Origin of the sequence: Streptomyces sp. NPDC060000, assembly GCF_042737375.1 — a bacterium.
GTDB lineage: Bacteria > Actinomycetota > Actinomycetes > Streptomycetales > Streptomycetaceae > Streptomyces.
This window is the reverse complement of sequence record NZ_JBHWUU010000020.1, coordinates 72332-95889: the sequence shown is the minus strand read 5'-3', so window position 1 is coordinate 95889 and position 23558 is coordinate 72332. Positions and strand designations below refer to the sequence as shown.

Here is a 23558-nt window from a genome sequence, read left to right as displayed (position 1 = left end):
CCGTGAAGCGCCCTGATGTCATCGTGGTCGGCGCGGGAGCCGGCGGAGCGGCGCTGGCCTCGCGGCTCAGCGAGGATCCCGAGCGGTCCGTGCTGTTGTTGGAGGCCGGACCTGTTCCGCGCCGCCTCCCGGAGTTTCCTCCGGAACTGCTGGACGCCCGGCTCGTTCCCGGTGCGCGTCCCGAGGGGGCCTGGACTCAGCCGTACCAGGTCCGTCTGACGCCCGACACACCTCACACCGTCCCCCGGGGGAGAATCCTCGGCGGATCCACCACGATCAACGGCGGCTACTTCATCCGGGCGAGACGCGGCGACTTCGACCGCTGGGCGGCGGCGGGCGGCGACGCCTGGTCGTACGAGCGGATGTTGCCCCTGCTCCGTTATCTGGAGAACGATCACGACCATGGGGACAGCGCCCTGCACGGCGGCCACGGGCCGATGGGCGTGCGCCGTACCGACCTGGACCATCCGGCCGCTGCCGCGTTCCGCGTGGCGGCACGGGAGCTCGGATACGCCGAGGAACGCGACAAGAACGCCCAGGACGCGCCCGGATTCGGCGCGGTGCCGGTGAACTGCGTGGAAGGACGGCGGCTCAACACGGGGATCGCCTACCTCATGGCCGCTCCCGGACGGGCGAACCTTCGCGTCGAGGGGGATTCTCCGGTGCGCACGGTCATCGTCAGCCGCGGCCGCGCGACGGGGGTGACCGTCGCGCTCGCCGGACGTACCACCGTGATCGAAGCGGACGAGGTCGTGCTGTGCGCCGGAGCCTTCGCCACGCCCCGCATTCTGCACCGCTCCGGAATCGGCCCCGCCGCCGACCTGACCCGCCTCGGTGTTCCCGTCGTCCTCGACAACGCCGCTGTCGGCTCCCGGTTCGGTGATCACCCCCAGACGGTGCTGGAGTGGACGCCTCGCCGGACCATGCCCGAACCCTGCGACTCGTGGCTCGGTGGTGTCCTGCACATCTCCTCGTCGGACGGCGCGCACCAGGGCGATCTCGAGATTCTGCAGTCACTGGTACCGCCGGCCGGACTTGTGACGGGACGCCTCGTCGTGCCCGGTGAACCGCTCGCGTTCTTCGTCTCCGTGCAGACTCCGGTGTCCGGCGGCCGTCTCTCCGTCGGTCCTTCGGGGGACGGACCGGTCTGGCACACCGACTACGGCTATCTGCGCACGGATGACGACCGGCGTCGTATGCGCGAGGCCGTGCGAGCGACCGCGGCACTGGCCTCCACCGCCGCCTTCCAGGAGGTGTCCGCGGGGTTGCTGGGGCCGGACCGCAGGACGCTGGAGGACGACCGGCTCCTCGACGGGTGGATTCGGAGCCGTCTCGGCACCGCTCAGCACACCTGCGGCACAGTCCCCATGGGGGCGCTGGGCGATCCCTCGGCCGCCGTCGACGCGTACGGCACAGTGCACGGGCTGGTCGGACTGCGGGTCGCGGACACCTCCGTCCTGCCGACGACGCCCCTGCGTGGGCCGGCCGCGACCGCCGTACTCGTCGGTGAGTTCGTGGCACACGCCATGCGACACAGCCCGCCCCACTCGTCGGGCCAGGACGCCCGGGTCAGTCCACCGGGTGCCCCGGTTCGATCGTGAGGGCGTCCGTGAGTCGCAGCAGCGAACGGCCTTCGGGACTGTCCTGTCCGCCGGCACGTTTCGGGTCAGGACGAAGCCGACGTGATCGCCCCCCTCGGTCCGCCGCTCGATCCTGCCGACGAACCACGCGCACGCGTCCCGGAGGACGACGGCCCCGCCGAGTTCCTCCGTCCAGGGCGTGCGCGCGAACTTGTCCACCCGCTTGTCCACCCGGTCGCCGGTCTCACCGCCGAACAGGGCGGCCGGCTCGTACTGCAGATCGTAGGACGCCCGTCGAAGCCCCGAGCAGGGGAATCACGTAGCGGAACACTGAGGAAGTGGCCCCGCGACCGTGCGAAGTGATGCTCCGTCGCGAGTTGCGCGCGGTCCGGTCATCCGGCGATGGCCAGGCGGCGCCGGAGCTCCTCCTGCGAGACGTCTTCGACATGGGTGAGGAAGACCCACAGATGACCCAACCGGCGTCGTCGACCATGATGTGCGGGATCACGGCATAGCGGTAACGGTCGGGGATCTCGGCGTGCGCTGCGCTCTCGGTCACGGCGAACCTCTCGGACAACTGGCGCCGCCGGTCGGTTCCTGCGGCTCTGCAAGGAACCTAGAAGCTCAAGCTTGGTTGAGGTCAAGGCTCGTCGTGGTCCTGCGAGTGCCTGCCCGGAGGTCACTTGCACGCCCAGCCCCCGGCCCCGGCCCCGGCAACCGGGACCGTTCCGGTCAGGTCCTCCCCCATCGCGCCAGTGCGCGCAGGGCGGCGCTGTAGCCCCGGTCGGGCACGGTCCACAGGGTCTGGCCCCGGACCCCCCAGCGTTCCAGCAGGGCGTTGGCAGCCATGAACCCGCTCGTCGCCGCGCGCTCCATCAGCGCGACCGGCAGCTCCGTACGGACCAGGTCCCCCGCGACCACCAGACCCGGGTCGGCGGTGCGGACGGTCGGACGGTCGGCGTAGCCGCCCACCGGGAACAGGGGGCAGTCGGCCCGCCACTCGTGGCGCTCGTCGACGACCCTCGCCGCACGCGTCTCCGGATACACGGCGTGCAACCGCTCGACCAGGCGCTTCTCCTCCACGTCACGGGCCGCACCCTCGGGCAGGGCGTAGGCGTGCAGTTCGACCACGGAGCCGCCCGTGCGGGCCGACCAGCGGGCCGCCTGGCCCTCCCAGCGCTCGAGCACACTGACGTTGTCGAGAGTCCCGTAGCCGCTGGTGCCCAGGAAGCCCGGGCGGTCGCGGGCGACGGGCCGGTCCAGCCAGAGGCGCGAGACGAGGAACGGCGGCGCGTTGCGCAGCCGGGCCACCCCCTCGCGCCACGCGGCGTCACCCAGCCGCGGGGAGCGGCCGACCACGGACCGCAGGCCCGCCGTGTCCAGGGCCAGCACGACCGTGTCGTACCGCCGCTCCCCGTCCTGGGTGGCGACGACGTGGCCACCGTCCGCGGTGGGCACGATGTTCTCGACGGCCGTGGAGGTGCGCACGTCGACGCCGTGTCCCCGCAGGTAGTCGGCCAGGGGTTCCCAGAGCGCGTCGGGGAAGGGCTCGTCGGGCACATCGAAGAGCAGTCCCTCGGCGGAACCGAGGAAGTAGATGTGGAACATGAGCACCATCTCGGCCGCCGACAGCTCCCGGGGGTCCGCGAAGAAGCTCCGGGAGAACACCTCGAAGGCGAGATGGTGCGCGGCCTGCGGGAAGCGGACCGATTCCAGGAAGTCGTGGGCGCTGACCCCGTCGAGGCGCTCGTAGACATCGGGCACGCGGACGTCGAGCAGGGGCAGGGCCGCCACCGGGTTCATACGGACCAGGTCCCGCAGGCCGAAGGTCGGGCTCAGGGCGACGAATCCGAATGCGCTCCAGGGCGGGGTGCGCGGGACCCTGCGGAAGCTGTCGTGCAGTCCCGAACTGTGGCGCAGCGGATAGTCGGCGAGGCCCGTCAGGCGCTCGAGCCCCGGGTCGGTCCGCCGCAGCAGGCCGCGCAGGTTGTAGTACTGGCGGAAGAAGGCGTGGAAGCCACGGCTCATCGTCACCGTGCTGCCGTCGCGCAGGTCCACCGGCCAGCCGGCGAGGCGCCCGCCGAGGGCCGGTTCGCGCTCGTGGAGTGTGACGCGCACCCCCCGTTCCGCCAGGGCGGTCGCGGCCGCCAGTCCGGCGATGCCGCCGCCCACGACGGCGGTCGTCGGCGGCCGGTCACCGCCGACCCGCGGCGCCCCGGGCCGGGGCGTCAGCATCCGGGCGCGCCGGTCCCTGCCGCGGCGGGCCGGGACGGGGCGCTCGGTGGCCCTCATCGGTCGCCGGCCGCGTCGAGGACCGCGCGCCTGGCGACGACGGTATGGGTGATGCCGGTCTGCCAACCCGGCAGGGGCAGCACCCGCACCCGGTCGAACCCGGTCGCGCGGACACGGGCGGCGAACTCGTCGACGGTGTCGAAGTCGACGACGCTGCGCCACAGATGGCGGTACAGCCTTCCGTCCCCGAGCGCGGTGGCCACGGGCAGGACGATGCCGCCGCACACCGCCGTCCACACCGCGCGGTGGGCGGGCCGGCCGCTGAGGGTGTACTCGTGCACCGCCACCCGCCCGTGCGGGCCCAGGAGGTCGCGGACGGTCGCGAGCACGGCGTCGGGGTCGGCCGCGTTACGGAAGAGGTAGGCGGCGAACACCGCGTCGAACGGGCCCTCGACGCCCGCCCGCGCCAGGGCTTCCGCCGGGGCGTGCACGAAGGTCACGTTGTCCGGCCAGGGCTTCGCGGCGGCCCGCTCCAGCATGCCGGCGGAGGCGTCCACCGCCGTGATCTCGGCGCCGGGGAGCACGGCGGCGAGAGCGGCGGTCGAGGCGCCGGTGCCGCAGCCGAGATCCAGCACGCGCGTTCCGCGCCCGCCGTCCGGCAGGCCGAGGCGGCGCGCCGAGCGGCGGAGATGGGCGTGATAGCCCGGGTTCGCGGCCACCAGCGTGTCGTAGCTGCGGGCGGCGTGGTCGAACGCGGCGGCCAGGTCCGCGTCGCGCAGCAGGGTCATGCGGTCTCCTCGCAGGAGGGGGCGGACCGTGTCCGCGGGACGGTCACGGTCCGGGAAAGGGGCGGCGGGGCAGGTACGGGAGCTCCGCGGCGGAGCGGAGCATGGGCAGCACGGGGGTGCGGATCCCCACGGAGAGGTCCTCGTGGAGACGGGTGCGGCCGTCGAGGAAGCGCAGCAGCCGCTCCATCGGCACCCGGCTGAAGAGGTGCGCGAAGAAGTCGGCGCCGTCCACCCGGCCGCTGTCCAGGGCGCGCAGCAGCACGGCGTCCATGGCGCGGGAGCGCGCCGAATGGGCGGGCGGCGGCAGCGGACGGCGCCCTGCCGCCAGGGCACTCGCGACGGCCCGCGTCTGGCGCTGTACGGCGGCGAAGGTGTAGCCCGTCGCCGGGCGGGTCGCGCCTCCCGCCGCGCCGATCCGGAAGACCGACGGGGCGCTCTGCCGGGCGAACGGCGCGTCGGTCATCGGGATCACGCCCGTCTCGGTCGAGACGACCTCGAGCCCGGTGAGGCCGAGGATGTCCTCGGTGTAGTGGCGCAGCGCGGTGTCGTAGGCCTGCCGGGACAAAACCTGAGGGGAGAACTCGGTGTACTCCACGAGCGCCTGCCGGTCGCCGGTGGGCAGGACGTAGCCGAACGACAGGCCCCGCACCGGCTGTGGCGTGCGGAAGTCCATGAGTTCGACCGTGCCGGGGTCGAAGAGCGGCCGGTCGGAGCGGACGAACCAGCCGTGGAAGTGTTGCAGCAGCGTGGTGCGCGCCGCGGGAAGGCTGCCGAGCGGGCGCGAGTCGAAGACCCAGCGGGCGCGGACCGTCAGCGGACGTCCGTCGGTGGTGCGGGCGAGGACCTGGGCGCCGCCATGGACGCCCTCCACCGTCTCGGCGGTCGCCTCGACGCGCCGGACCTGGTCGCTCTGCGCGAGGTCGTGCGCGATCAGGCCCTCGAAGTCGTCCGAGCGGATCATCTTGTAGCGCAGCGGCGCGATGTCGTCCTCGATGGCCCGGCCGCCCGGGGTGTGCACCCGCAGGTGCTGCCAGGTCGCGGTCACGGCCGCGTCGTAGCGTCCGCGGCCGCGCTCCCAGAAGCACCAGGTACGCCTGGGCGGCCGCAGGGGGCCCGGCGGGGCCTCGACCAGGAGCACCGACAGCCGTCGGGTGCCGGGCGCGCGGTGCGACAGCCGGTGGGCCAGGGACAGCCCCGCGGCTCCCGCGCCGACGATGGCGACGTCCGCGTCGAGCATGAGCGTTCCTCTCCCTTCCTTCCGCGCGTCGGCGTGCGCGCTGTCGGAAGCATTCCCGCTCGGGTGCCCTGGCGGATGGAGGCCACGCTGGGCAGTGCGCCGCGCGTGGAAGCGGGCGGCCGGGCTGAGCAATGCGCCACGCACGAAAACCGGCGGCCCGGCTGAGCAATGCGCCACGCACGAAAACCGGCGGCCCGGCTGAGCAATGCGCCACGCACGAAAACCGGCGGCCCGGCTGAGCAGTGGGCCATGCGGTGGACTTCGGCCTGGCTTCGGCCTGGCTTCGGCCTCACCGGGCCACGGTGCGGTCCTCTGGCTCCCTGCGGCGACCGCCTGCCGACGCGGGCTCCGGGGCGCTCGGCCGGACGTACGGCCGCCGTGCCTCCGCGGATGCCGGGATGCCGGTCGGTCGGAGGACGTGCGGCGCCCTCACCACGCGAAACACCGGACCGAGGCGGCCGCATCGCCTCCGCGGAAGCGCTCCGCGCCGGGTGCGAAAGCCAGCGTCACGGGGGTGAGCGCGACTCGGCAGGTGAGCGAGTCGGTTGTCCGGCACCCGTACCGCGCGCCGTGCGACGGCTCCCGCCCGCGGACGGGCCGCCGCACTTTCCACCGCATGGCGCATCCGAGTCCGCCGTCGACGCGGAATGCGTTTACACAAGGCGAGCTTTCGAGCACACGAGAGGAACCGGGATGCGCCCCAGCAAGGCGAAGGACCACCATGCGGCCCTACCGCCGCCGCCCGGCCGGCCCCACGCGTCCAGGCAGACCTCCACCCCTGGGGCGGACCCGCACCTCACGGGGCCCGCCGCGTGTCCCGGCAGCGGGCCGGAGGATGACCCGCCCGTCCCGTTCCTGCCGGACGTGAGCGATCTCCGGGCGCTCGACGACGACGCACCCGCGGCCGTCGGTCGCCTGCTCGACGAGCTCCTGGCCGCGCGCACCGCACAGGCCGCCACCCTCGATCCGGTGTTCGCCCACGACCTGGCCGAGCGCGTCGCCCGGTTCACCCTGGACGGCGGCAAGCGCACCCGGTCGCAGTTCGTGTGGTGGGCGCTGCGCGCCTGCGGCGGGAAGGGCCGTGCCGCGGCAGCCGCCCTGCGGGTGGGCGCGGCCCTCGAACTCATCCAGACCTGCGCGCTGGTCCACGACGACGTGATGGACGGCTCACGGCTGCGCCGCGGCCGACCCGCCCTGCACGCGGACGTCGAGGTCCAGTACGCGGGCACCGCCCCCTCCCCGCAGGGCGCGCGTTTCGGCGAGGCGGCGGCGATCCTCGCCGGGGACCTGGCGCTGGCGTGGGCGGACGACGTGCTCGCCGACACCGAGTTGGCGCCGGACACCGCGCGCCGGGTGCGCGGCCTGTGGAGCGCCATGCGCATGGAGATGGTGGCCGGGCAGTATCTGGACGTCCAGGGCCAGATCACGTCGTCGCGCTCGTCGGCCCGCGCGATCCGCGCCGCCTGTCTCAAGAGCGCCCTGTACTCGGTGGAACGGCCGCTGGCCCTCGGTGCCGCCCTGGCGGGCGCGGACGCCGCCACGACCACGGCGCTGTGCTCGGCGGGGCGGTGCGTCGGCATCGCGTTCCAGCTCCGCGACGATCTTCATGACGTCTTCGGCAGCCCGGGCCGGACCGGCAAGCCCTCGGGCTGCGACATCCGCTCGGGCAAGCCCACCTACCTCGTCGCCGTGGCGCAGGCCCGGGCCGAGGCGGCCGGCGACCACCGCGCCCTCGCGGTACTGCGGCGTTCGCTCGGCCGCGCCGACCTGTCCGAGGCCGGTCTGGCCGGCGTGCGGGGCGTTCTCGTCGCCACCGGCGCGCGGGAGACGGTGGAGGCCAGGATCGACCGGCTGGTCGGCCAGGGACTGCGCCATCTGGACACCGCGGAGCTCGAGACGGACGGCCGTCGGCGCCTGCGGGAGCTGCTGCACTCGGCCGCCGGGGCCCCACCGGACGGGCGGCCGTCGTGCGGCTCACCCGGCACCGCGGACGGCCTGCCCCGCGCCGAGGACGGCCCGCCCGGGTCGCTGCTGCTCACCGCCGGCGCCGAGGGGGCCACCCGATGACCAGGACGATCCCCGGGCGCACGGACCACGTCGTGGTCGTCGGCGCCGGTCTCTCCGGGCTGTCCGCCGCGCTGCACCTGCTCGGGGCCGGGCGCCGGGTCACCGTGCTCGAGCGCGATCCGCTGCCCGGCGGCCGGGCCGGACGCCTGGTGCGCGGCGGCTACCGCATCGACACCGGCCCCACCGTGCTGACCATGCCGCACCTCGCCGACGAGGCGTTCGCCGCGGTCGGCGACAGCCTGTACGACCGCGTCGACCTCATTCCGCTCCACCCCGCCTACCGGGCCCGCTTCGCCGACGGCAGCAGCATCGACGTGCACACCGGCGCCGAGGCGATGGAGGCGGAGGTCCGGCGGTTCGCCGGCGCCGAGGAGGCCGCTGGCTACCGACGGCTGCGCGGCTGGCTCGAGCGGCTGTACCGGGCCCAGATGAGCCACTTCATCGACGCCAACTTCGACTCGCCCTGGCAGCTGCTGACCCCCGACCTGGCCCGGCTGGCGGCACTCGGCGGCTTCGGCCGCCTGGACGCGGGCATCGGCCGTCACCTCAGGGACGAGCGACTGCGCCGCGTCTTCTCCTTCCAGGCCCTGTACGCGGGCGTGCCGCCGGCCCGGGCCATGGCCGCCTACGCCGTCATCGCCTACATGGACACGGTCGCCGGCGTGTACTTCCCCCGCGGCGGCATGCACGCCGTGCCGCAGGCCATGGCGGACGCCGCCGCCGAGGCGGGCGCCGACCTGCGCTTCGGACAGGACGTCACCCGGCTGGAGCGCTCCGGCGACCGCGTCACCGCCGTCGTGACCACCGAGGACCGCATCCCGTGCGACGCGGTCGTCCTCACCCCGGACCTCCCCGTCGCCTACCGCCTCCTCGGGCGTGTCCCGCGTCGGCCGCTACGGATCAGGCACTCGCCGTCAGCCGTCGTCCTGCACGCCGGAACCGACCGGACGTGGCCCGAACTCGCCCACCACACGCTGTCGTTCGGCTCGGCGTGGCGGCGCACCTTCGACGAACTGACCCGCACCGGCGAGCTGATGAGCGATCCGTCCCTGCTCATCACCCGCCCGACGGCCACGGACCCCGGCCTGGCCCCGCCCGGTCACCACCTGCACTACATCCTCGCCCCCTGCCCCAACACCGACATCGGGCCGGACGCCGCCGAGTGGGGCGACCTCGCGCCGCGCTACCGCGACAGCGTCCTGAAGGAGCTGGAACAGCGCGGTCTGGACGGCCTCGGCTCGGCGATCGACGAGCAGTGCCTGGTCACACCGGCCGACTGGCAGGCCCAGGGCCACGCGGCGGGGACGCCCTTCTCGGCGTCCCACACCTTCGCCCAGACCGGCCCGTTCCGCCCTCGCAACCTGGTCCGGGGCACCGAGAACGCCGTACTCGCCGGCTGTGGCACCACGCCGGGCGTGGGCGTGCCGACCGTGCTGCTGTCCGGCAAGCTCGCCGCGGCCCGTGTCACCGGACGCACGACCCGTACGCCCCGCCCGCCCCGTCCGACGCCCAGGGCGCGGGCCACCCCGGAAGGAACACCCTCATGACGGACCGCGAGCTCGACGCGGCGGGCATCACTGAGCCGGCGCTGCGCGACGCCTACACACGCTGCCGGCGGCTCAACGCCCGGCACGGCAAGACGTACTTCCTCGCCACCCGGCTGCTGCCGGTCGAACGCCGGCCGGCCGTGCACGCCCTGTACGGCTTCGCCCGCTGGGCGGACGACATCGTCGACTCCCTGGACGCCACGGTCACGGCGGGCGGACGCTCGGCGGACCTCGCCCGCCTCCGGACGGGACTGGAACGCGGGCTGCGGGGCGCGGACAGCTCCGACCCGGTGGTTCTCGCGGTCGCCGACACGGCCAGGCGGTACGGCATCGACCACCGTCACTTCAGCGACTTCATGGCCTCCATGCGCAGCGATCTCGACGTCACCGACTACCCGACCTACGCCGACCTGCGGGAGTACATGCACGGCTCGGCCGCGGTCATCGGTCTGCAGATGCTGCCGGTCCTCGGCACGGTGGTCCCGCGCGAGGAGGCCGCGCCGCACGCGGCCGCCCTCGGCATCGCCTTCCAGCTGACCAACTTCCTGCGGGACGTGGGCGAGGACCTCGACCGCGGCCGCGTCTACCTGCCCGCCGACCTGCTGGGGGCGCACGGCGTCGACCGGGAGCTGCTGTACTGGAGCAGGAGCACCGGCCGCCGCGACCGGCGTATCACCGAGGCGCTGAGGGCCGTCGAAGCCCTCACCCGCGGGGTCTACGGGGAAGCGGCGCCGGGCCTGCGGATGCTCGATCCGGTGTCCCGCCCGGCCATCCGGACGGCCTTCGTCCTGTACGGGGGAATCCTGAAGGCCGTCGCCGACGACGGGTACGCGGTGGTGCACCGGCGCGCCGTGGTACCCCGTCGGCGACGCGCCGCGGTGGCAGTGGACGGTCTGGTGCGGGTGGCGGCGGCCCGGGCGGGATCGCGGGCCGGCACCCGGCAGGCGGCGCTCCGGGGCCCGGGTCGGCTGCCGACCCGGAGGTCGGACTCGTCGCCCGAGCAGCTGCACGAGGAGGTCGCGTGAGTTCCGAGCAGTCCAGCCGTTCCGGGCGTTCCGGCCGTTCCGCCCCGCGCGGACGTTTTCCGTTGTCGCTGCGCAGGCGTGCGGTGCCCTGGGAGCACCAGCGTCCGACCTGGCGGGAGGCCAGGCCCGCCGTGATCGCCCAGGCGCTGAAGCGGGCGCAGGCACGTCCTTCCGGCAACTGGTACGTCGTGGGCGCCACCCGTGACGTCCGTGCCGATCGGCCACTCGCACGGACCGTCGCCGGACACGAGGTGGTCGTCTGGCGCGACGCCGGGGGCCGGCTCGTCGCCGGGCCCGGTGTCTGCCCGCACCTGGGCGCGCCGCTGCGGGACAGCCCCGTGCACTGCGGCACGCTTGTCTGCCACTGGCACGGACTCGCCCTGAAGGGCACGCCGTTCGCGGGCTGGGAACCGATGCCCGTGCACGACGACGGTGTGCTGGTGTGGGTACGGCTGGACGACGTGGGCGGCGAGGCTCCGCTCGACGCGCCGGTCGTGCCGGTCCGGCCCGCGCTGCCGAACGCGCTGTCGGCCGTCTACGTGGGCGTCGGGTCCTGCGAGCCGGAGGACGTCGTCGCCAACCGGCTCGATCCGTGGCACGGCGCCTGGTTCCACCCGTACTCGTTCGTCGATCTCACCGTCGTCGACACGCCCGGGACCGCGGGCGTCGACGCTGCGGCGGACGCGGAGTCGGAGGACACGGAGCCGGAGGACACGGAGCCGGAGGACACGGAGCCGGAGGACGGTTTCGCCGTCGACGTCTCCTTCAAACTGGCCGGGCGGCTCGTCGTGCCGGTACGGGCCGTGTTCACCGCTCCCGAGCCGCGTACGGTCGTCATGCGCATCACGGAGGGTGAGGGGCGGGGCTCCGTGGTCGAGACGCATGCCACCCCGCTCGGTCCCGACGACCGGGGCAGGCCGCGGACGGCGGTCGTCGAGGCGATCGTGGCAGCCTCCGACCGGCGCGGGTTCGCAGCGGCGCGCACGATGGCCCCGGTGGTGCGGCCGCTCGTGCGGGCCGCCGCCGGACGGCTGTGGCGCGACGACCTGGCCTACGCCGAGCGGCGCTGGCAGTTGCGCTCCACGGGCCGCTTCCCCGGCTGACTCCACCACCGCTCCCCCGGCTCGCCGGCCGCACCGCCGGCCATCGGATCGTGGTGATCCGGCGCGTGTGACGGCTGCCGAAGGGGGCACGCGGAAGGCTGGTCAGGACGCGGCCGCACCGGACCTTCTGTTACTGCTCGGGAGTGAGCCTTGCATGTGAAGAGCTACCGCCTCGACCGCACCCACCGGGTCGTCGAACTCCACGGGGTCGTCGAATCCGAGGACGCTTCGGCCGCCGAGCGACACGTGCGCACCCAGCTGCGGCGTTGCGACACACCGGCCGTCATAGTCGACCTGGACTCCGCGGAACTGTGGGCCTCGCTCATGAACCTGCTGGTACGTCTGCGCCCGTTCGCCGAGCGGTACGGCGTCTTCCTGTGTGTCACCGCTCGGCACCAGCAGGTCGCCGAGGCACTGCGTGAAGCCGGTCTGGAACGCATCCTGCGCGTCACGCGCACGCTGTCCCAGGCCCGGGCGAGGACGAGCGTGTGCTGCGCGGCGGCATCGCCCCGGCCCCCGGCCTCCACGGTGGGAACGCGCCTCAAGGTGCAGCTCTACCGCTTCGTCTGCCCGGACACCAAGGGGCGGGCGGCAGCGCAGCCGTCAGTCACGTACGACGTGCGCTGAGGCCCGGACGCGGCGAGAAGGCGAGGGACGAGTGAGCACGGAATGAGCACGGAAAGCGGCACGGCGCTGGTGACGGGAGCCTCCTCCGGGATCGGCGCGGCCTACGCCGGGCGGCTGGCCGCCGAGGGCTGGAACACCTTCCGTGTGGCCCGGCGGGCGCAGCGGCTCGAGGACCTCGCGGACCGGCTCACACCGCTGACGGCGAGGTAACCACGGGAAGGGCCGGCGGACCGAACTCGCGCCGAAGGCCCCCGCCCGGCGGCTGGTTCACGGCGGGGGCCCACAGGGCGACCGGTCACGGCGGGGCCTGCCGGGGTGGGGGCGCGGCGGGGCCCACGGGGTGGGGCGCGGGTCGGGCTGCCGCGCTAGCGGGTCAGTGCGACGGCCGCCGCGAGGGCGAGGCCCGCGCAGACGGCCAGCGCCCACGCCACACAGCGCAGACGCAGCTTTCGGTAGCGCAGTTCGTACTCCCCCCGCAGGGACACACAGCGAGCGGCGATGCGTTCGAGGTCCTGGCGGGCACGGTTGAGGCTGTCGGTGACGTAGTGGCCTTCGATCTCCACGCGTTGGGACGCGGTCAGCCAGTCCATGGGCCGGACGAACTCACGCGCGCGCTCCTCCGCCACCGCGATCGTGGCCTGCCACAGGAGATACCCCTCCGCCTCGTTCCCGAGCCGGGCCCCTACGGCTCCCTGCCACGGCATCTCACTCATGGGTGTCCCCCGCTGGTCGTCAGCGGACCCCATGGGCCTCGGCCTCGGCCATCGCGATGTCGGGGTGGTGCAGGTCGAACGCCGGGGATTCGCTGCGGATCCGCGGCAGGGTCAGGAAGTTGTGGCGCGGCGGCGGGCAGGTGGTCGCCCACTCCAGGGAGCGGCCGTAGCCCCAGGGGTCGTCGACGCCGACCGGCTTGCCGTACCTGGCGGTCCTCCAGACGTTGTAGAGGAAGGGCAGCATCGACAGACCGAGGACGAACGAGCTGATCGTCGAGATCGTGTTCAGGGCGGTGAAGCCGTCGGCCGCGAGGTAGTCGGCGTACCGGCGCGGCATGCCCTCGGCGCCCAGCCAGTGCTGGATCAGGAAGGTGCCGTGGAAGCCGACGAACAGGGTCCAGAAGGTGATCTTGCCGAGTCGTTCGTCGAGCATCTTGCCGGTGAACTTCGGCCACCAGAAGTGGAAGCCGGCGAACATCGCGAAGACGACGGTGCCGAAGACGACGTAGTGGAAGTGCGCCACCACGAAGTACGAGTCGGAGACATGGAAGTCCATCGGCGGCGAGGCCAGGATGACGCCGGTCAGACCGCCGAAGAGAAACGTGACGAGGAAGCCCGCCGCCCAGAGCATGGGTGTCTCGAAGGAGATGGAGCCCTTCCACATCGTGCCGATCCAGTTGAAGAACTTCACACCGGTCGGGACGGCGATGAGGAAGGTCATGAAGGAGAAGAACGGCAGCAACACGTTACCCGTGACATACATGTGGTGCGCCCACACGGTCACGGAGAGACCCGCGATCGAGATGGTCGCGGCGACCAGACCCATGTACCCGAAGATCGGCTTGCGGGAGAAGACCGGGATGATCTCGGTGATGATGCCGAAGAACGGCAGGGCGATGATGTACACCTCCGGGTGGCCGAAGAACCAGAAGAGGTGTTGCCACAGGAGTGGACCGCCGTTGGCCGGGTCGTAGATGTGGGCGCCGAACTTGCGATCCGCCTCCAGGGCGAACAGCGCGGCCGCCAGGACGGGGAAGGCGAACAGGACGAGAACACCGGTCAGCAGGACGTTCCAGGTGAAGATCGGCATGCGGAACATCGTCATACCGGGCGCGCGCAGGCAGATGATCGTGGTGATGAAGTTGACCGCGCCGAGGATGGTGCCGAAGCCGGAGAACGCCAGACCCATGATCCACAGGTCGGCGCCGAGGCCCGGCGTCCGGATCGCGTCCGAGAGCGGGGTATAGGCGAACCAGCCGAAGTCGGCGGCGCCCTGCGGGGTGAGGAAGCCACCGACGGCGATCGACGAGCCGAAGAGATAGAGCCAGTAGGCGAACATGTTCAGGCGCGGGAACGCGACGTCCGGCGCGCCGATCTGGAGCGGCATGATCCAGTTCGTGAAGCCGGCGAACAGCGGGGTGGCGAACATCAGGAGCATCACGGTGCCGTGCATCGTGAACGCCTGGTTGTACTGCTCGGGCGAGATGATCTGCAATCCCGGGCGGGCGAGTTCGGCGCGCATGAGCAGCGCCATGACGCCACCGATGAGGAAGAACACGAAGGACGTGCTCAGGTAGAGGGTGCCGATCGTTTTGTGGTCGGTGGTCGTCAGCCACTTCACCACGACATTGCCGGGTTGCCTGCCTCGTACCGGCAATTCGCTGTCGTAGGGGGCGGCGGCCGACTGCTCCGGGCCGTTGAGGATGGTCACAGGTGTGTTTCTCCCTGATGCTCGCGGTTCGCTCGCGCCATGACGTGAGTCACCGGTCATCCTCGCGGCTCGATATCGGGAGGGATGCCCCACAGCGGTCGGCATACGGCTGATCGGGTGATTCCCGCCCACGAGTGGAGTAATCCCCCGGCCAGGCGGGGCATGTGGCCGTATCCCGGACCGGCCGACGCGGCCACGCGTTCCGGTTCCCCGGCGGACGCCGCCCCTCGGCCCGCTCCCGCATCGCACGCCCTCCGGTCGCACCACCCCCGGAAGCCGACGACGCGCTCAGGCGATGCCGCCGTTCACGTGGAGAACCTGTCCGTCGACCCAGGGTCCCGGGCCGGCCGGGAAGGCCACGGTCTCGGCGATGTCCCGCGGTGTGACGAGACGCGGCGGGAACTGGCGGTCCGGTGGATGCGACGGGCGCAGACCGACGGCCGGTTGCGCCCCGACGTCGACCCCGAGGTTCTGGTGGACCAGTTGCGGGGCGCCTGCCACCACCGCCTGGTGACGCCCAGCCGCCCCGTCAACGAGGAGTTCGCGGACAGCCTGGTCGCCAACCTGCTCCGGGAGAATTGCTTCTGACGAAAGGTCAGGCGGTGGCGGGTGACCACCGGGGGCGGGTGCGGGCGCGGCACCGCCTCGGCAACCCGTTCGCTCCCGACTCTGGCCCCGGTGACCTACCGGGCGGTATACAAGCCCAGTCGAACGGTATGCCGACCGTACGGGCGGCGTCACCGGTGGAGCGTGGGCTTCCAGGGGCTTCAAGGGGGAGGAACTCGATGCAGCGGGACATACGCACGGGCGTACCGGTCGGTCGGGGCCGGAAGAGCGTCGCTTTGCTTGCGGCGGTGGGCAGTTGCGCCCTGGTCGCGGCTTCCGCGGTGCCCGCGGCGGCGCACGGTGGGGGCAGCGGTGGTGGCGGCGGCGGCGGCGGCGGGAATCGGTATGTGGCGCTCGGCGACTCCTACACCTCCGGTCCTCTCATTCCCCGGCAGGTGGACGCCAACTGCGCGCGTTCCGACCACAACTACCCGTCGATCGTGGCCGGACGGCTGCGGGCGACCACGTTCAAGGACGTCAGCTGCGGCGGGGCGACGACCGAGCAGATGTGGAAGCCACAGGGAACCAACGGCCCCCAACTCGACGCGGTGGGCCGCAACAGCGACATCGTGACCGTCCAGATCGGCGGCAACGACATCGGCTTCGGTTCCATCATCGGCACCTGTGCCCGGCTCGCCCCGCAGGACCCGACCGGCAACCCGTGCCAGCGCCACTACGGCGTCTCGGGCGTCGACCAACTCACCGTCGCCATCGCCAAAACGGCGCCCAAGGTCGCCCAGGTGCTCCAGGCCGTGCACGACCGGGCCCCGCACGCCCGGATCCTCGTCGTCGGCTACCCGGACCTGCTGCCCGACGACGGCAGCGGCTGCGCGCCCGCGGTGCCGTTCGCGACCCGGGACTTCCCCTATCTCCGGGACACGGGCAAGCACCTCAACCTGATGCTCCGTCTGGTGGCGCGCTGGAACCACGCGGAGTACGTCGACACCTACGGTCCGACCATCGGCCACGACATGTGCAAGTCCCCGGCGGACCGGTGGATCGAGCCGTTGCAGCCCACGTCTCCGGCGGCTCCCGCGCACCCCAACGCCAAGGGTGAGGCAGCCATGGCGGGAGCGCTGTGGCAGCGCCTGACACACGGGCGGGGCGGCCACTGACCGGCGCGCAACCACCGGGCGGCAGGCGGCAGGCGGCAGGCGGCAGGCGGCAGGCGGCAGGCGGCAGGCGGCAGGCGGCAGGCGGCAGGCGCTCGACGCCGTCTGCCGCCGCGCCGGTTCCCTGGAACCCGTGCCGATCCCGGCAGCCCTGCCCCGCAGCCTGCCCGTGTCACCGACTCACATGTCGGAGTCGATGCCGGTGATCACCGCCGGTCCCAGCGGCGCGCTCGTGTCGTCGAGTCCGGCGGCGAGCAGGGCCGAGTCCGCGAGCCTGCGGGCATCCGCCTCCGCGTGCGGAACGGTGTCCGCTTCGACGGCGAGCCGGATGGTGAACGTGTCGTCCTCGTTCACGGTCAGGGGGTCGAGGTCCTGCTCGCTGCCCATCCGCGTGCGGTGCGGATCAACGGGGCGCAGGGCCTGACTCAGCCGCGCTCGCGTCGCTTCCTCGACCTCGGCCGTGAAGGTGCCGGGCACGGTGATCACATACGTCGTCATGGTCTTCCTTTCCTCGGACTCCCTTCTCCCCTACCCCGGAGCGGGCGGTCGATCTCCACTCTCTCCGCGCAGGCCCGAAAGCGCCGGTGCCCGCCTGCGTGATCACCCGAGCCGCGCGACACTGAAAGCCGCGGATGATCCTCGGGTGGCGCGCGGAGAGGAGCGCTGATGCCCAGACGGCCGTCGCTCGCCGAATCCGTCGGGGCCGGCCGGCGTGCGGCGCGAGTCACGATCGCCGCGGCGGCCGGGTTCTATCCGGCGACCTACCTCCTCGATCAGCCCGTGATGGCCGTCTACGCCCTGTTCACGCCCATCGCGTTCGGCGTCCTCTCACCGGTGCCGGGTTCGGGACGTCGGCGCGCCGGGACCGTGCTGCGCGCCTGGCCGGCCGCCGCTGTCCTCACCACCGCCGGCACGGCCCTCGCCGTGGACACCTGGTCGGCCGTGGTGGGCATGCTGCTCGTCGGATTCGTGCTGACGTTCGGTGCGATGTGCGGACCTCGTCTGGCCGGCACCGTCCCCGGACTTCAGCTGTTCTACATCCTCGCCTGCTTCCCGCCCTTCGCACCGGAAACGCTGCCTCAGCGGTTGACCGGGGTCGCCGTGGGCGGGGCGTCGCTCATCCTGTGCGAGGTGGCGGTGTTCCCGGATCCGCCGGATCCGTCGTACCGGGACCGGATCGCCGACACCCTGGACCTCGCGGCCCGGGCCGCCCGCTCCCTGATTCGCGCCGGGGACCCGGAACCGGGCCTGGCCGGACGGCTGAGGGCGGCCGGCCGGGGCCTGCGTTTCTCGCGGCAGCCGGCCGGTTCCCGTCCGACCGGGGCGGGACTGACGGACCGGGCGCTGGCCCAGGCGGGCTCCGCGACCCGGCGGCTCGTGGACCAACTGGCCGCCCTCACCGAGATGCGACCCGCGCCCGCGGACATGGCCTCCCAGAACCTCCTGCGCGGCACCGCGGCCGCGTGCTCCGAAACGGCCGACGCGCTGCGCCGGGCGCGCCCCGGGGCCGGCCCCGAGCGGATCGAGGAGATGATCGCCCAGTTCCGGGCCGCACGCGACGGCGCCACCGGCGGACGCCCCGCTCGCTCACACCAGGTACTGCTGGGGCAGTCGACGGTGCTGGCGATCACGGTCTCGGCCGTGACCGTCCACACGGCCGTCGCCTTGGCGTACGGCGGTCGCCGGCCGGTGTACGGCCTGCCCCGGGAGCAGTTCTGGTACGCGCGGACGTCGGTGGTCCACCTCTTCGTCATCCGGCTCACCGGCAACCTGACGCGGCGCTCCGTGGTGTTCCAGAACGCGCTGCGCAGCGCGTGCGGTCTCGCACTCGCCCGCCTGGTGGCGGGTTCGCTCGACCTGTCGCACGGTTTCTGGGTGCTGTTGACCGTGCTGACCCTGGGGCGGACCACTGCGGTCGCCACCTGGTCCGCCGTCCGCGCGGCCGTCGTGGGCACACTGGCCGGCGCGGTCGCCGCCGGCCTGCTCCTCATCGGGGCGGGGCAGGCCACCGAGGTGTACGCGTACCTGCTCGTCCCGATGATGCTGATCGCCTTCGCGGTCGGCCCCCTGGAAGGGCCGGCCTGGGCGCAGGGGCTGTTCACCCTGGTCGTCTCCACGGCGTTCGCCCAGATCGCGCCCGTGACCTGGCGGCTCGCGGAGATGCGTGTCGTGGACGTGCTGACCGGGAGCGCCGTCGGGCTGCTGTGCGGTGTGCTCGCCTGGCCTTTCGGTGCCCGCGCCGAGACGCGGCGCAGTATCACGGCTCTGCTCCGGGCCGCCGCGCCAGTGGTACGGGCCACGACCGCCGCCGCGACCGGTGACGGCCCGGCGGGACACGGCGACGCCGCCGATGAGGCCCTCCGGCTGACCCGGCACCGGCTTCGTATGGCGGAAGGCTCGTACGCGCAGTACCGCACAGAGCCCTCCGGCCACGCCCACCGTCGCGCTCACACCCACGAGGAAACCGAGCCCGACTACCTCGCCGCCCTGAACTTCGGCTCCCGCGTCCTCGTAGGCGCCTACTGGCTGCCCCGGACGGACCGGCCACCCGATCTGCCGCCCGCCGCCCTGCGCTGGGCCAGGAACGTCACCGAAGAAGCGGAAGCGGCCATCGTCCGAGCGGCGGACCTGCCCCCGGGCGGTGTCCCGGTCCCGCTGACCCCGCCGCCCGCTCTGCCGTCCGAGGTCCCGCCCCGGGTCCTGTCACTCCTGACCGACATCGAGGTGTGGCTCGACGCGCTCGCGACGGACCTCCGCACCAGCACCGGCCGACGGACGACCCGGACGACCCGGACGGTGCGGACGGTGCGGACGGTCAGGACGACCGCGTCCTGACCGGCGGCCCCTGGGCCGCCAGGGTTGCGGTGGTGGGGCCGTCGGGGCGGACGGTGATGCCGTACGCCGCCTTCGTGGGCGTGGAGGAGAAGGCCGGGGTGTGGAGCGGCAACAGGTGTTCGAGCAGGACGGTCGATTCGCGGAGCGCGAATTGCAGACCGAGGCAGGCGCGGGGACCGATGCCGAAGGGGAAGTAGGCACCCGGGTGGGCCGGCCGGCGGTCCGGGGTGCGGAAACGCCGGGGATCGAACTGCTGCGGGTCCGGCCACAGTTCGGGATCCCGGTGCGTGAGGTACGGGCAGACCAGGATGTCGGTGCCCGCCTCGACGGTGTAGCCGGCGAGGGTGTCGTCCTCGATGGCACGGCGGGGCAGGATCCAGGCGGACGGATAGAGCCGGAGTGTCTCGTGGATCAGCGCCTGGATGGCCTGGCGGCGTTGCGGTGAGCCTTCGCCGCCGGCGGCGAGAGCCTCCTCGCGGGCCGCTGGGTACCGGTCGAGGAGGAGATAGAGCCAGGTCAGGGTGGTTGCGGTGGTTTCGTGGCCGGCCGCGAGCAGCGTGACGAGTTCGTCACGGATCAGCTGGCCGGTGTACTCCGGGTGCTCGGAGGCGGCGTCGGTCAGGACGTGCAGCAGACCCGGGCCGTCTGGGCCGGCCGTCCCTTCGCGGGCGGCCTCGACGGCGTGCTCGGCGACCGCGTCGATGCGGGCGAGATCGGCGGCCACGGCGTCCCGGGCCTCGGTGGTGTCGGCGGGCAGCGTGGGAAGGGCGGTCGCCACGGTGGCCACGGCGTCCAGTTCGCGCTCGGTGCCGTCGTCGAGGGGGTGCCCGGTGAGGGAGCGCCAGATGGCGTCCAGGGCGAAGCGGCGCATCTCCTGTCCGACGTCCAGGCTCCGCCCGGTCCGGGCGTACCCGGCCCAGCGCTCGACGGTGGTCCGGGCGGCCTCGGTGATCCGGTGTTCGTAGCGGCGCATCCCGGTACCGGTGAACTGGGACTGCAGCAGGCGGCGTTGGCGCTTCCACGCCGCGCCGTCGGCGGCGAGGACCCCGTCGCCGATCAGCAGACGGGCGCGGTGGGAGCGCTTGACGTACCGCTCCGGGTTCCGGGCGAGTACGTGCTGGACCGCCTGCGGGTCGGTGACGAGGACGGTCGGGGACGGCCCGAGGCGGAACGCGGCGACGCCCCCGACCCGTTCGCGCACCTGGGTCAGCAGCTCGACCAGCTCGCCTCCCTGCGAACGCCACCGCTGCACGAGTTCAGGCCCGGCTTCGGGGAGCTGCCGTGCCTCTCCGGGACTGTGCGAAAGGGAGCCGAGGCCGGCTTCGGGGCCCATGATTCTTCTCCTGGTCGACCGCTGCACTTGGCTGTGCCGGAGCACTGACACTGCGGACTGTACGGGATCGCACACTCCCCGTGACACTCCCCGTGACACTGCCCGTGACACCGGCGAGACGGACGATCGCGTCGGTGCCTTCGGTGACGGACTGGGGGCCGCTGTGACCGTTGAGATCGGTGGCCGTGCAGCCGGGATCGACGGCGTTGACGCGGATGTCCGGCAATCCCTTGAGATCGTGATCTTGAGCGCATTGCCGGGCAGTGCGCACGAGGCCGGGCTGCGGCTCGCCACGGCCGCCGGAATCGGTGGTACGCCCGCGCCGTCGTTCTGACCGCACGCGGCCCACACCCGCTGACCGCACGGCCCACACCCGCGCCCACACCCCTGCCCGCGTCCACCGCGAGCCGGAGCACGGCCGAGGCGGGGCGTGCGGTAGGCGGCGGTGCGGTAGGCGGCGTTCCCGCCGGACGTTCGCTGATCGGTCCGCGAACGGGCGGCGGGGTCGGTCCCGCCTGCGGTCAGCGCGCGGCGAGGAGTTCGAGGGTGTCGATCACACGGTGGGAGAAGCCCCACTCGTTGTCGTACCAGGCGACCACCTTGACGTGGCGGCCGTCGACGCGGGTGAGAGCCGAGTCGAAGATCGAGGAGGCCGGATTGCCCGTGATGTCGGACGAGACCAGCGGGTCCTCCGAGTACTCGAGGATGCCGGCGAGCGGGCCCTCGGCGGCGGTGCGGTACGCCGCCAGCACGTCCTCGCGCGTCACGTCGCGGGCGACGGTCGTGTTGAGCTCGACGATCGAGCCCACCGGAACCGGCACCCGGATCGAGTCGCCCGACAGCTTGCCGTCCAGGTTCGGCAGCACGTGGCCGATCGCCTTGGCGGCGCCCGTCGTGGTCGGCACGATGTTGACGCCGGCGGCACGGGCGCGGCGCGGGTCGCGGTGCGGGCCGTCCTGGAGGTTCTGCTCCTGCGTGTAGGCGTGCACCGTCGTCATGAAGCCGTGCTCGATGCCGGCGAGCTCGTCGAGCACGGCGGCCAGCGGGGCGAGCGCGTTGGTCGTGCACGACGCGTTCGAGACGATCGTGTGCAGCTCCGGGTCGTAGGCGTCGGTGTTGACGCCGTACGCGAGCGTGACGTCGGCACCGTCGGAAGGCGCGCTGACCAGGACCTTCCTGGCGCCCGCGTCGAGGTGGGCGCGGGCGGCCTTGGCCGAGGTGAAGCGGCCGGTCGCCTCCAGCACGAGGTCGACCTCGAGCTCGGCCCAGGGCAGTCGCGCCGGTTCGCGCTCGGCGAGCACCTTGATGCGCCGGCCGTCGACCACGAGGACATCGCCGTCGACGCTGACCGGGCGGCCCAGCCGGCCGGCCGTCGAGTCGAAGGCGAGCAGTTGGGCGAGGGCGGCGGGCTCCGTGAGGTCGTTGACGGCGACGATCTCGAGGTCGCTGTCGCGCTGGAGGAGCGCGCGCAGCACGTTTCGTCCGATGCGGCCGAATCCGTTGACGGCGATGCGAGTCATGAGTGGGGTCCCTTCCCTGTGGTTCGCCACCAGCCTCGCGTGCGGCGTCCGCTCATGACCAGGGCGTGAGCGCCATGGTTCGAAAGGATCTCGCCACGCAGCCGTACCCGGGCCCACCCGGGCACACCCGGGCCCACCCGGGCACACCCACCCGGCGCTGCCGACGCCCCCGGCGCCTTCGCTTCTCCCGCTTCTCTTCCGCTTCTCCCGGTTCCCTGCGTGCCCTGGCTCCCCCTATCCGCGTGCTCGCCTGCTCGCCTACTCGCCCTTCGCGAAGGTGCGCCGGTATTCGCTCGGTGTGGTGCCGAGGATCTGCTGGAAGTGCGTCCGCAGATTCGCCCCCGTACCGAGTCCGACGTCGCCCGCGATCTGCTCGACGCTGCGCTCGGAGCGTTCGAGCAGCTCACGGGCCATGTCGATACGGGCGCGCATGACCCACTGCATGGGTGTGTATCCCGTGTCCTCGACGAAGCGCCGCGAGAAGGTGCGCTCCGAGACAGCGGCGTGCCGGGCCAGCGTCTCGAGGGTGAGGGGTTCGTCGAGCCGGTGCAGCGCCCACTCCCGGGTGGCGGCGAACCGCTCACCCAGCGGCTCGGGCACGCTGCGCGGCACGTACTGCGCCTGGCCGCCGCTGCGGTAGGGCGCGGCGACCAGGCGTCGGGCCGCGTGGTTCGAGGCGGCCACGCCGAGGTCGCGGCGCAGGACGTGCAGACACAGGTCGATGCCGGAGGCGGCGCCGGCCGACGTCAGCACGCTGCCCTCGTCCACGAACAGGACGTTCTCGTCGACCTGGACGAGCGGGTGCTTCGCCGCCAGTGCCCGGGTGTAGTGCCAGTGGGTGGTGGCGCGTCTGCCGTCGAGCAGGCCCGTGGCGGCGAGCGCGAAGGCTCCCGTCGAGATGGCGGCCAGCCGGGCGCCCCGGGCGTGGGCGGCCAGCAGCGCGTGCAGGACCGTCTGCGGCGGGTCGTCGCGGTCCGGGAAGCGGTAGCCGGGAAGGAAGACGACGTCGGCCCACTCCAGCGCGTCCAGGCCGTGGGCCACGTGATACGACAGACCGTCGCCGCCGGTCACCAGACCGGGGGCCGCGCCGCACACCCGCACCTCGTACGGCATGCTCGCGCGGGTCGCGAACACCTGCGCCGGGATGCCGACATCGAGCGGTTTGGCCCCCTCGAGCACTAGGACGGCGACACGTTGCAGGCGGGAGGACGACACCCGGAACAGGGTACGTGGCGCGGAGCGCGCCTTCGCCGACCCGACACTCAGCGGCCGACACCCGGCCGGACCGCCCGCCCAGCCGGACCGCCCGCCCAGCCCGACCACCCGCCCAGCCCGACCGCATGCCCAGGCCGACCGCATGCCCGGCCGGCCGACGCATGCGCCTGGACGCGTGCGTCGGCCATGCCGTCGGGGACGGCACGGCGAGTTGCTCTCCTGCCTCCTGCCTGCTGCCTGCTGCCTGCTGCCTGCTGACGGGCTCCGACGGATCGTGTGCGATCAGGTGCCGGCCGGCTCGCGCTCG

19 protein-coding genes and 2 pseudogenes are annotated in these 23558 nt (G+C 73.1%); 10 read left to right on the top strand and 11 right to left on the bottom strand.

Annotation, left to right across the window (positions count from 1 at the left end; all coding sequences use genetic code 11):
• Nucleotides 1–2 precede the first annotated feature (2 nt).
• Nucleotides 3–1601: a mycofactocin system GMC family oxidoreductase MftG gene (gene mftG, locus ACFWBB_RS13510; RefSeq protein ID WP_385270323.1), complete on the top strand. Its 1599-nt coding sequence runs from the start codon at nucleotides 3–5 to the stop codon at nucleotides 1599–1601.
• Here mftG and ACFWBB_RS13505 read toward each other — a convergent pair.
• From ACFWBB_RS13505 to ACFWBB_RS13490, 4 genes and pseudogenes are all read right to left on the bottom strand, one after another.
• Nucleotides 1570–1856 (bottom strand): annotated as a pseudogene (locus ACFWBB_RS13505) (flavin reductase family protein); the annotation flags it as partial. The gene mftG and the pseudogene ACFWBB_RS13505 overlap by 32 nt on opposite strands.
• A 456-nt stretch (nucleotides 1857–2312) precedes the next feature.
• On the bottom strand, nucleotides 2313–3872 hold the full coding sequence (locus ACFWBB_RS13500) for an FAD-dependent oxidoreductase (RefSeq protein ID WP_385270321.1): 1560 nt from the start codon (nucleotides 3870–3872) through the stop codon (nucleotides 2313–2315).
• A complete protein-coding gene (locus ACFWBB_RS13495; RefSeq protein ID WP_385270319.1) occupies nucleotides 3869–4600 on the bottom strand; it encodes a methyltransferase domain-containing protein in 732 nt (243 codons plus the stop codon). Before ACFWBB_RS13495 ends, ACFWBB_RS13500 begins: the two co-directional genes overlap by 4 nt.
• Nucleotides 4601–4643: 43 nt before the next feature.
• Nucleotides 4644–5837: a lycopene cyclase family protein gene (locus ACFWBB_RS13490; RefSeq protein ID WP_385270317.1), complete on the bottom strand. Its 1194-nt coding sequence runs from the start codon at nucleotides 5835–5837 to the stop codon at nucleotides 4644–4646.
• A gap of 693 nt (nucleotides 5838–6530) precedes the next feature.
• Between ACFWBB_RS13490 and ACFWBB_RS13485 the strand changes: the two genes are divergently transcribed.
• From ACFWBB_RS13485 to ACFWBB_RS13460, 6 genes are all read left to right on the top strand, one after another.
• Nucleotides 6531–7904, top strand: coding sequence for a polyprenyl synthetase family protein (locus tag ACFWBB_RS13485; RefSeq protein WP_385270316.1), 1374 nt, complete (start codon nucleotides 6531–6533; stop codon nucleotides 7902–7904).
• On the top strand, nucleotides 7901–9451 hold the full coding sequence (locus ACFWBB_RS13480; RefSeq protein ID WP_385270314.1) for a phytoene desaturase: 1551 nt from the start codon (nucleotides 7901–7903) through the stop codon (nucleotides 9449–9451). The genes ACFWBB_RS13485 and ACFWBB_RS13480 overlap by 4 nt, the downstream gene beginning before the upstream one ends.
• On the top strand, nucleotides 9448–10476 hold the full coding sequence (locus ACFWBB_RS13475; protein WP_385270312.1) for a phytoene/squalene synthase family protein: 1029 nt from the start codon (nucleotides 9448–9450) through the stop codon (nucleotides 10474–10476). Before ACFWBB_RS13480 ends, ACFWBB_RS13475 begins: the two co-directional genes overlap by 4 nt.
• Nucleotides 10473–11579: a DUF5914 domain-containing protein gene (locus ACFWBB_RS13470; RefSeq protein ID WP_385270310.1), complete on the top strand. Its 1107-nt coding sequence runs from the start codon at nucleotides 10473–10475 to the stop codon at nucleotides 11577–11579. Before ACFWBB_RS13475 ends, ACFWBB_RS13470 begins: the two co-directional genes overlap by 4 nt.
• Nucleotides 11580–11735: 156 nt before the next feature.
• Complete coding sequence (locus tag ACFWBB_RS13465; protein WP_385270339.1) at nucleotides 11736–12206, top strand: STAS domain-containing protein; 471 nt, start codon at nucleotides 11736–11738, stop codon at nucleotides 12204–12206.
• A 42-nt stretch (nucleotides 12207–12248) separates the two neighbouring features.
• Nucleotides 12249–12416, top strand: a complete 168-nt coding sequence (locus ACFWBB_RS13460) for an SDR family NAD(P)-dependent oxidoreductase (RefSeq protein WP_385270308.1) — start codon at nucleotides 12249–12251, stop codon at nucleotides 12414–12416.
• Between the two features lie 155 nt (nucleotides 12417–12571).
• On the opposite strand, the gene ACFWBB_RS13455 is transcribed toward ACFWBB_RS13460, so the two are convergent.
• Together ACFWBB_RS13455 and ctaD are read right to left on the bottom strand one after the other, a co-directional pair.
• Nucleotides 12572–12919, bottom strand: coding sequence for a cytochrome C oxidase subunit I (locus ACFWBB_RS13455; protein ID WP_385270306.1), 348 nt, complete (start codon nucleotides 12917–12919; stop codon nucleotides 12572–12574).
• A gap of 19 nt (nucleotides 12920–12938) precedes the next feature.
• Nucleotides 12939–14630 (bottom strand): cytochrome c oxidase subunit I, encoded by a 1692-nt coding sequence (gene ctaD, locus ACFWBB_RS13450; RefSeq protein WP_385270304.1) that lies wholly within the window; start codon nucleotides 14628–14630, stop codon nucleotides 12939–12941.
• A gap of 417 nt (nucleotides 14631–15047) precedes the next feature.
• On the opposite strand from ctaD, the gene ACFWBB_RS13445 reads away from it, so the two are divergent.
• Complete coding sequence (locus ACFWBB_RS13445) at nucleotides 15048–15218, top strand: TetR-like C-terminal domain-containing protein (protein ID WP_385270302.1); 171 nt, start codon at nucleotides 15048–15050, stop codon at nucleotides 15216–15218.
• Between the two features lie 197 nt (nucleotides 15219–15415).
• Nucleotides 15416–16351 carry an SGNH/GDSL hydrolase family protein gene (locus tag ACFWBB_RS13440; RefSeq protein ID WP_385270300.1) on the top strand — a complete coding sequence of 312 codons (936 nt, stop codon included), beginning with the start codon at nucleotides 15416–15418 and terminating at the stop codon, nucleotides 16349–16351.
• 177 nt (nucleotides 16352–16528) lie between these two features.
• On the opposite strand, the gene ACFWBB_RS13435 is transcribed toward ACFWBB_RS13440, so the two are convergent.
• Nucleotides 16529–16846 carry a hypothetical protein gene (locus ACFWBB_RS13435; protein ID WP_385270298.1) on the bottom strand — a complete coding sequence of 106 codons (318 nt, stop codon included), beginning with the start codon at nucleotides 16844–16846 and terminating at the stop codon, nucleotides 16529–16531.
• A 168-nt stretch (nucleotides 16847–17014) separates the two neighbouring features.
• On the opposite strand from ACFWBB_RS13435, the gene ACFWBB_RS13430 reads away from it, so the two are divergent.
• The gene (locus tag ACFWBB_RS13430; RefSeq protein ID WP_385270296.1) at nucleotides 17015–19183 is read left to right on the top strand and encodes an FUSC family protein; all 2169 of its coding nucleotides are present in this window, start codon (nucleotides 17015–17017) and stop codon (nucleotides 19181–19183) included.
• Here ACFWBB_RS13430 and ACFWBB_RS13425 read toward each other — a convergent pair.
• The 4 genes and pseudogenes from ACFWBB_RS13425 to ACFWBB_RS13410 all read right to left on the bottom strand — a co-directional run bounded on the left by ACFWBB_RS13425 (nucleotide 19164) and on the right by ACFWBB_RS13410 (nucleotide 23251).
• Complete coding sequence (locus ACFWBB_RS13425; protein ID WP_385270294.1) at nucleotides 19164–20516, bottom strand: cytochrome P450; 1353 nt, start codon at nucleotides 20514–20516, stop codon at nucleotides 19164–19166. The genes ACFWBB_RS13430 and ACFWBB_RS13425 overlap by 20 nt on opposite strands.
• Before the next feature lie 112 nt (nucleotides 20517–20628).
• Nucleotides 20629–20748, bottom strand: a pseudogene (locus ACFWBB_RS13420) (short-chain dehydrogenase); the annotation flags it as partial.
• A 289-nt stretch (nucleotides 20749–21037) separates the two neighbouring features.
• On the bottom strand, nucleotides 21038–22036 hold the full coding sequence (gene gap, locus ACFWBB_RS13415) for a type I glyceraldehyde-3-phosphate dehydrogenase (RefSeq protein WP_385270292.1): 999 nt from the start codon (nucleotides 22034–22036) through the stop codon (nucleotides 21038–21040).
• A 258-nt stretch (nucleotides 22037–22294) separates the two neighbouring features.
• On the bottom strand, nucleotides 22295–23251 hold the full coding sequence (locus tag ACFWBB_RS13410) for a GlxA family transcriptional regulator (protein ID WP_385270290.1): 957 nt from the start codon (nucleotides 23249–23251) through the stop codon (nucleotides 22295–22297).
• Between the last annotated feature and the right edge of the window lie 307 nt (nucleotides 23252–23558).

Bases quoted from the DNA above. Each gene is read 5' to 3' on its own strand.
- ACFWBB_RS13500 (WP_385270321.1), bottom strand. From the start codon at position 3,872: ATGAGGGCCACCGAGCGCCCCGTCCCGGCCCGCCGCGGCAGGGACCGG.
- ACFWBB_RS13495 (WP_385270319.1), bottom strand. From the start codon at position 4,600: ATGACCCTGCTGCGCGACGCGGACCTGGCCGCCGCGTTCGACCACGCC.
- ACFWBB_RS13490 (WP_385270317.1), bottom strand. From the start codon at position 5,837: ATGCTCGACGCGGACGTCGCCATCGTCGGCGCGGGAGCCGCGGGGCTG.
- ACFWBB_RS13485 (WP_385270316.1), top strand. From the start codon at position 6,531: ATGCGCCCCAGCAAGGCGAAGGACCACCATGCGGCCCTACCGCCGCCG.
- ACFWBB_RS13480 (WP_385270314.1), top strand. From the start codon at position 7,901: ATGACCAGGACGATCCCCGGGCGCACGGACCACGTCGTGGTCGTCGGC.
- ACFWBB_RS13475 (WP_385270312.1), top strand. From the start codon at position 9,448: ATGACGGACCGCGAGCTCGACGCGGCGGGCATCACTGAGCCGGCGCTG.
- ACFWBB_RS13460 (WP_385270308.1), top strand. From the start codon at position 12,249: ATGAGCACGGAAAGCGGCACGGCGCTGGTGACGGGAGCCTCCTCCGGG.
- ACFWBB_RS13455 (WP_385270306.1), bottom strand. From the start codon at position 12,919: ATGAGTGAGATGCCGTGGCAGGGAGCCGTAGGGGCCCGGCTCGGGAAC.
- ACFWBB_RS13445 (WP_385270302.1), top strand. From the start codon at position 15,048: ATGCGACGGGCGCAGACCGACGGCCGGTTGCGCCCCGACGTCGACCCC.
- ACFWBB_RS13440 (WP_385270300.1), top strand. From the start codon at position 15,416: ATGCAGCGGGACATACGCACGGGCGTACCGGTCGGTCGGGGCCGGAAG.
- ACFWBB_RS13435 (WP_385270298.1), bottom strand. From the start codon at position 16,846: ATGACGACGTATGTGATCACCGTGCCCGGCACCTTCACGGCCGAGGTC.
- ACFWBB_RS13430 (WP_385270296.1), top strand. From the start codon at position 17,015: ATGCCCAGACGGCCGTCGCTCGCCGAATCCGTCGGGGCCGGCCGGCGT.
- ACFWBB_RS13425 (WP_385270294.1), bottom strand. From the start codon at position 20,516: ATGGGCCCCGAAGCCGGCCTCGGCTCCCTTTCGCACAGTCCCGGAGAG.
- gap (WP_385270292.1), bottom strand. From the start codon at position 22,036: ATGACTCGCATCGCCGTCAACGGATTCGGCCGCATCGGACGAAACGTG.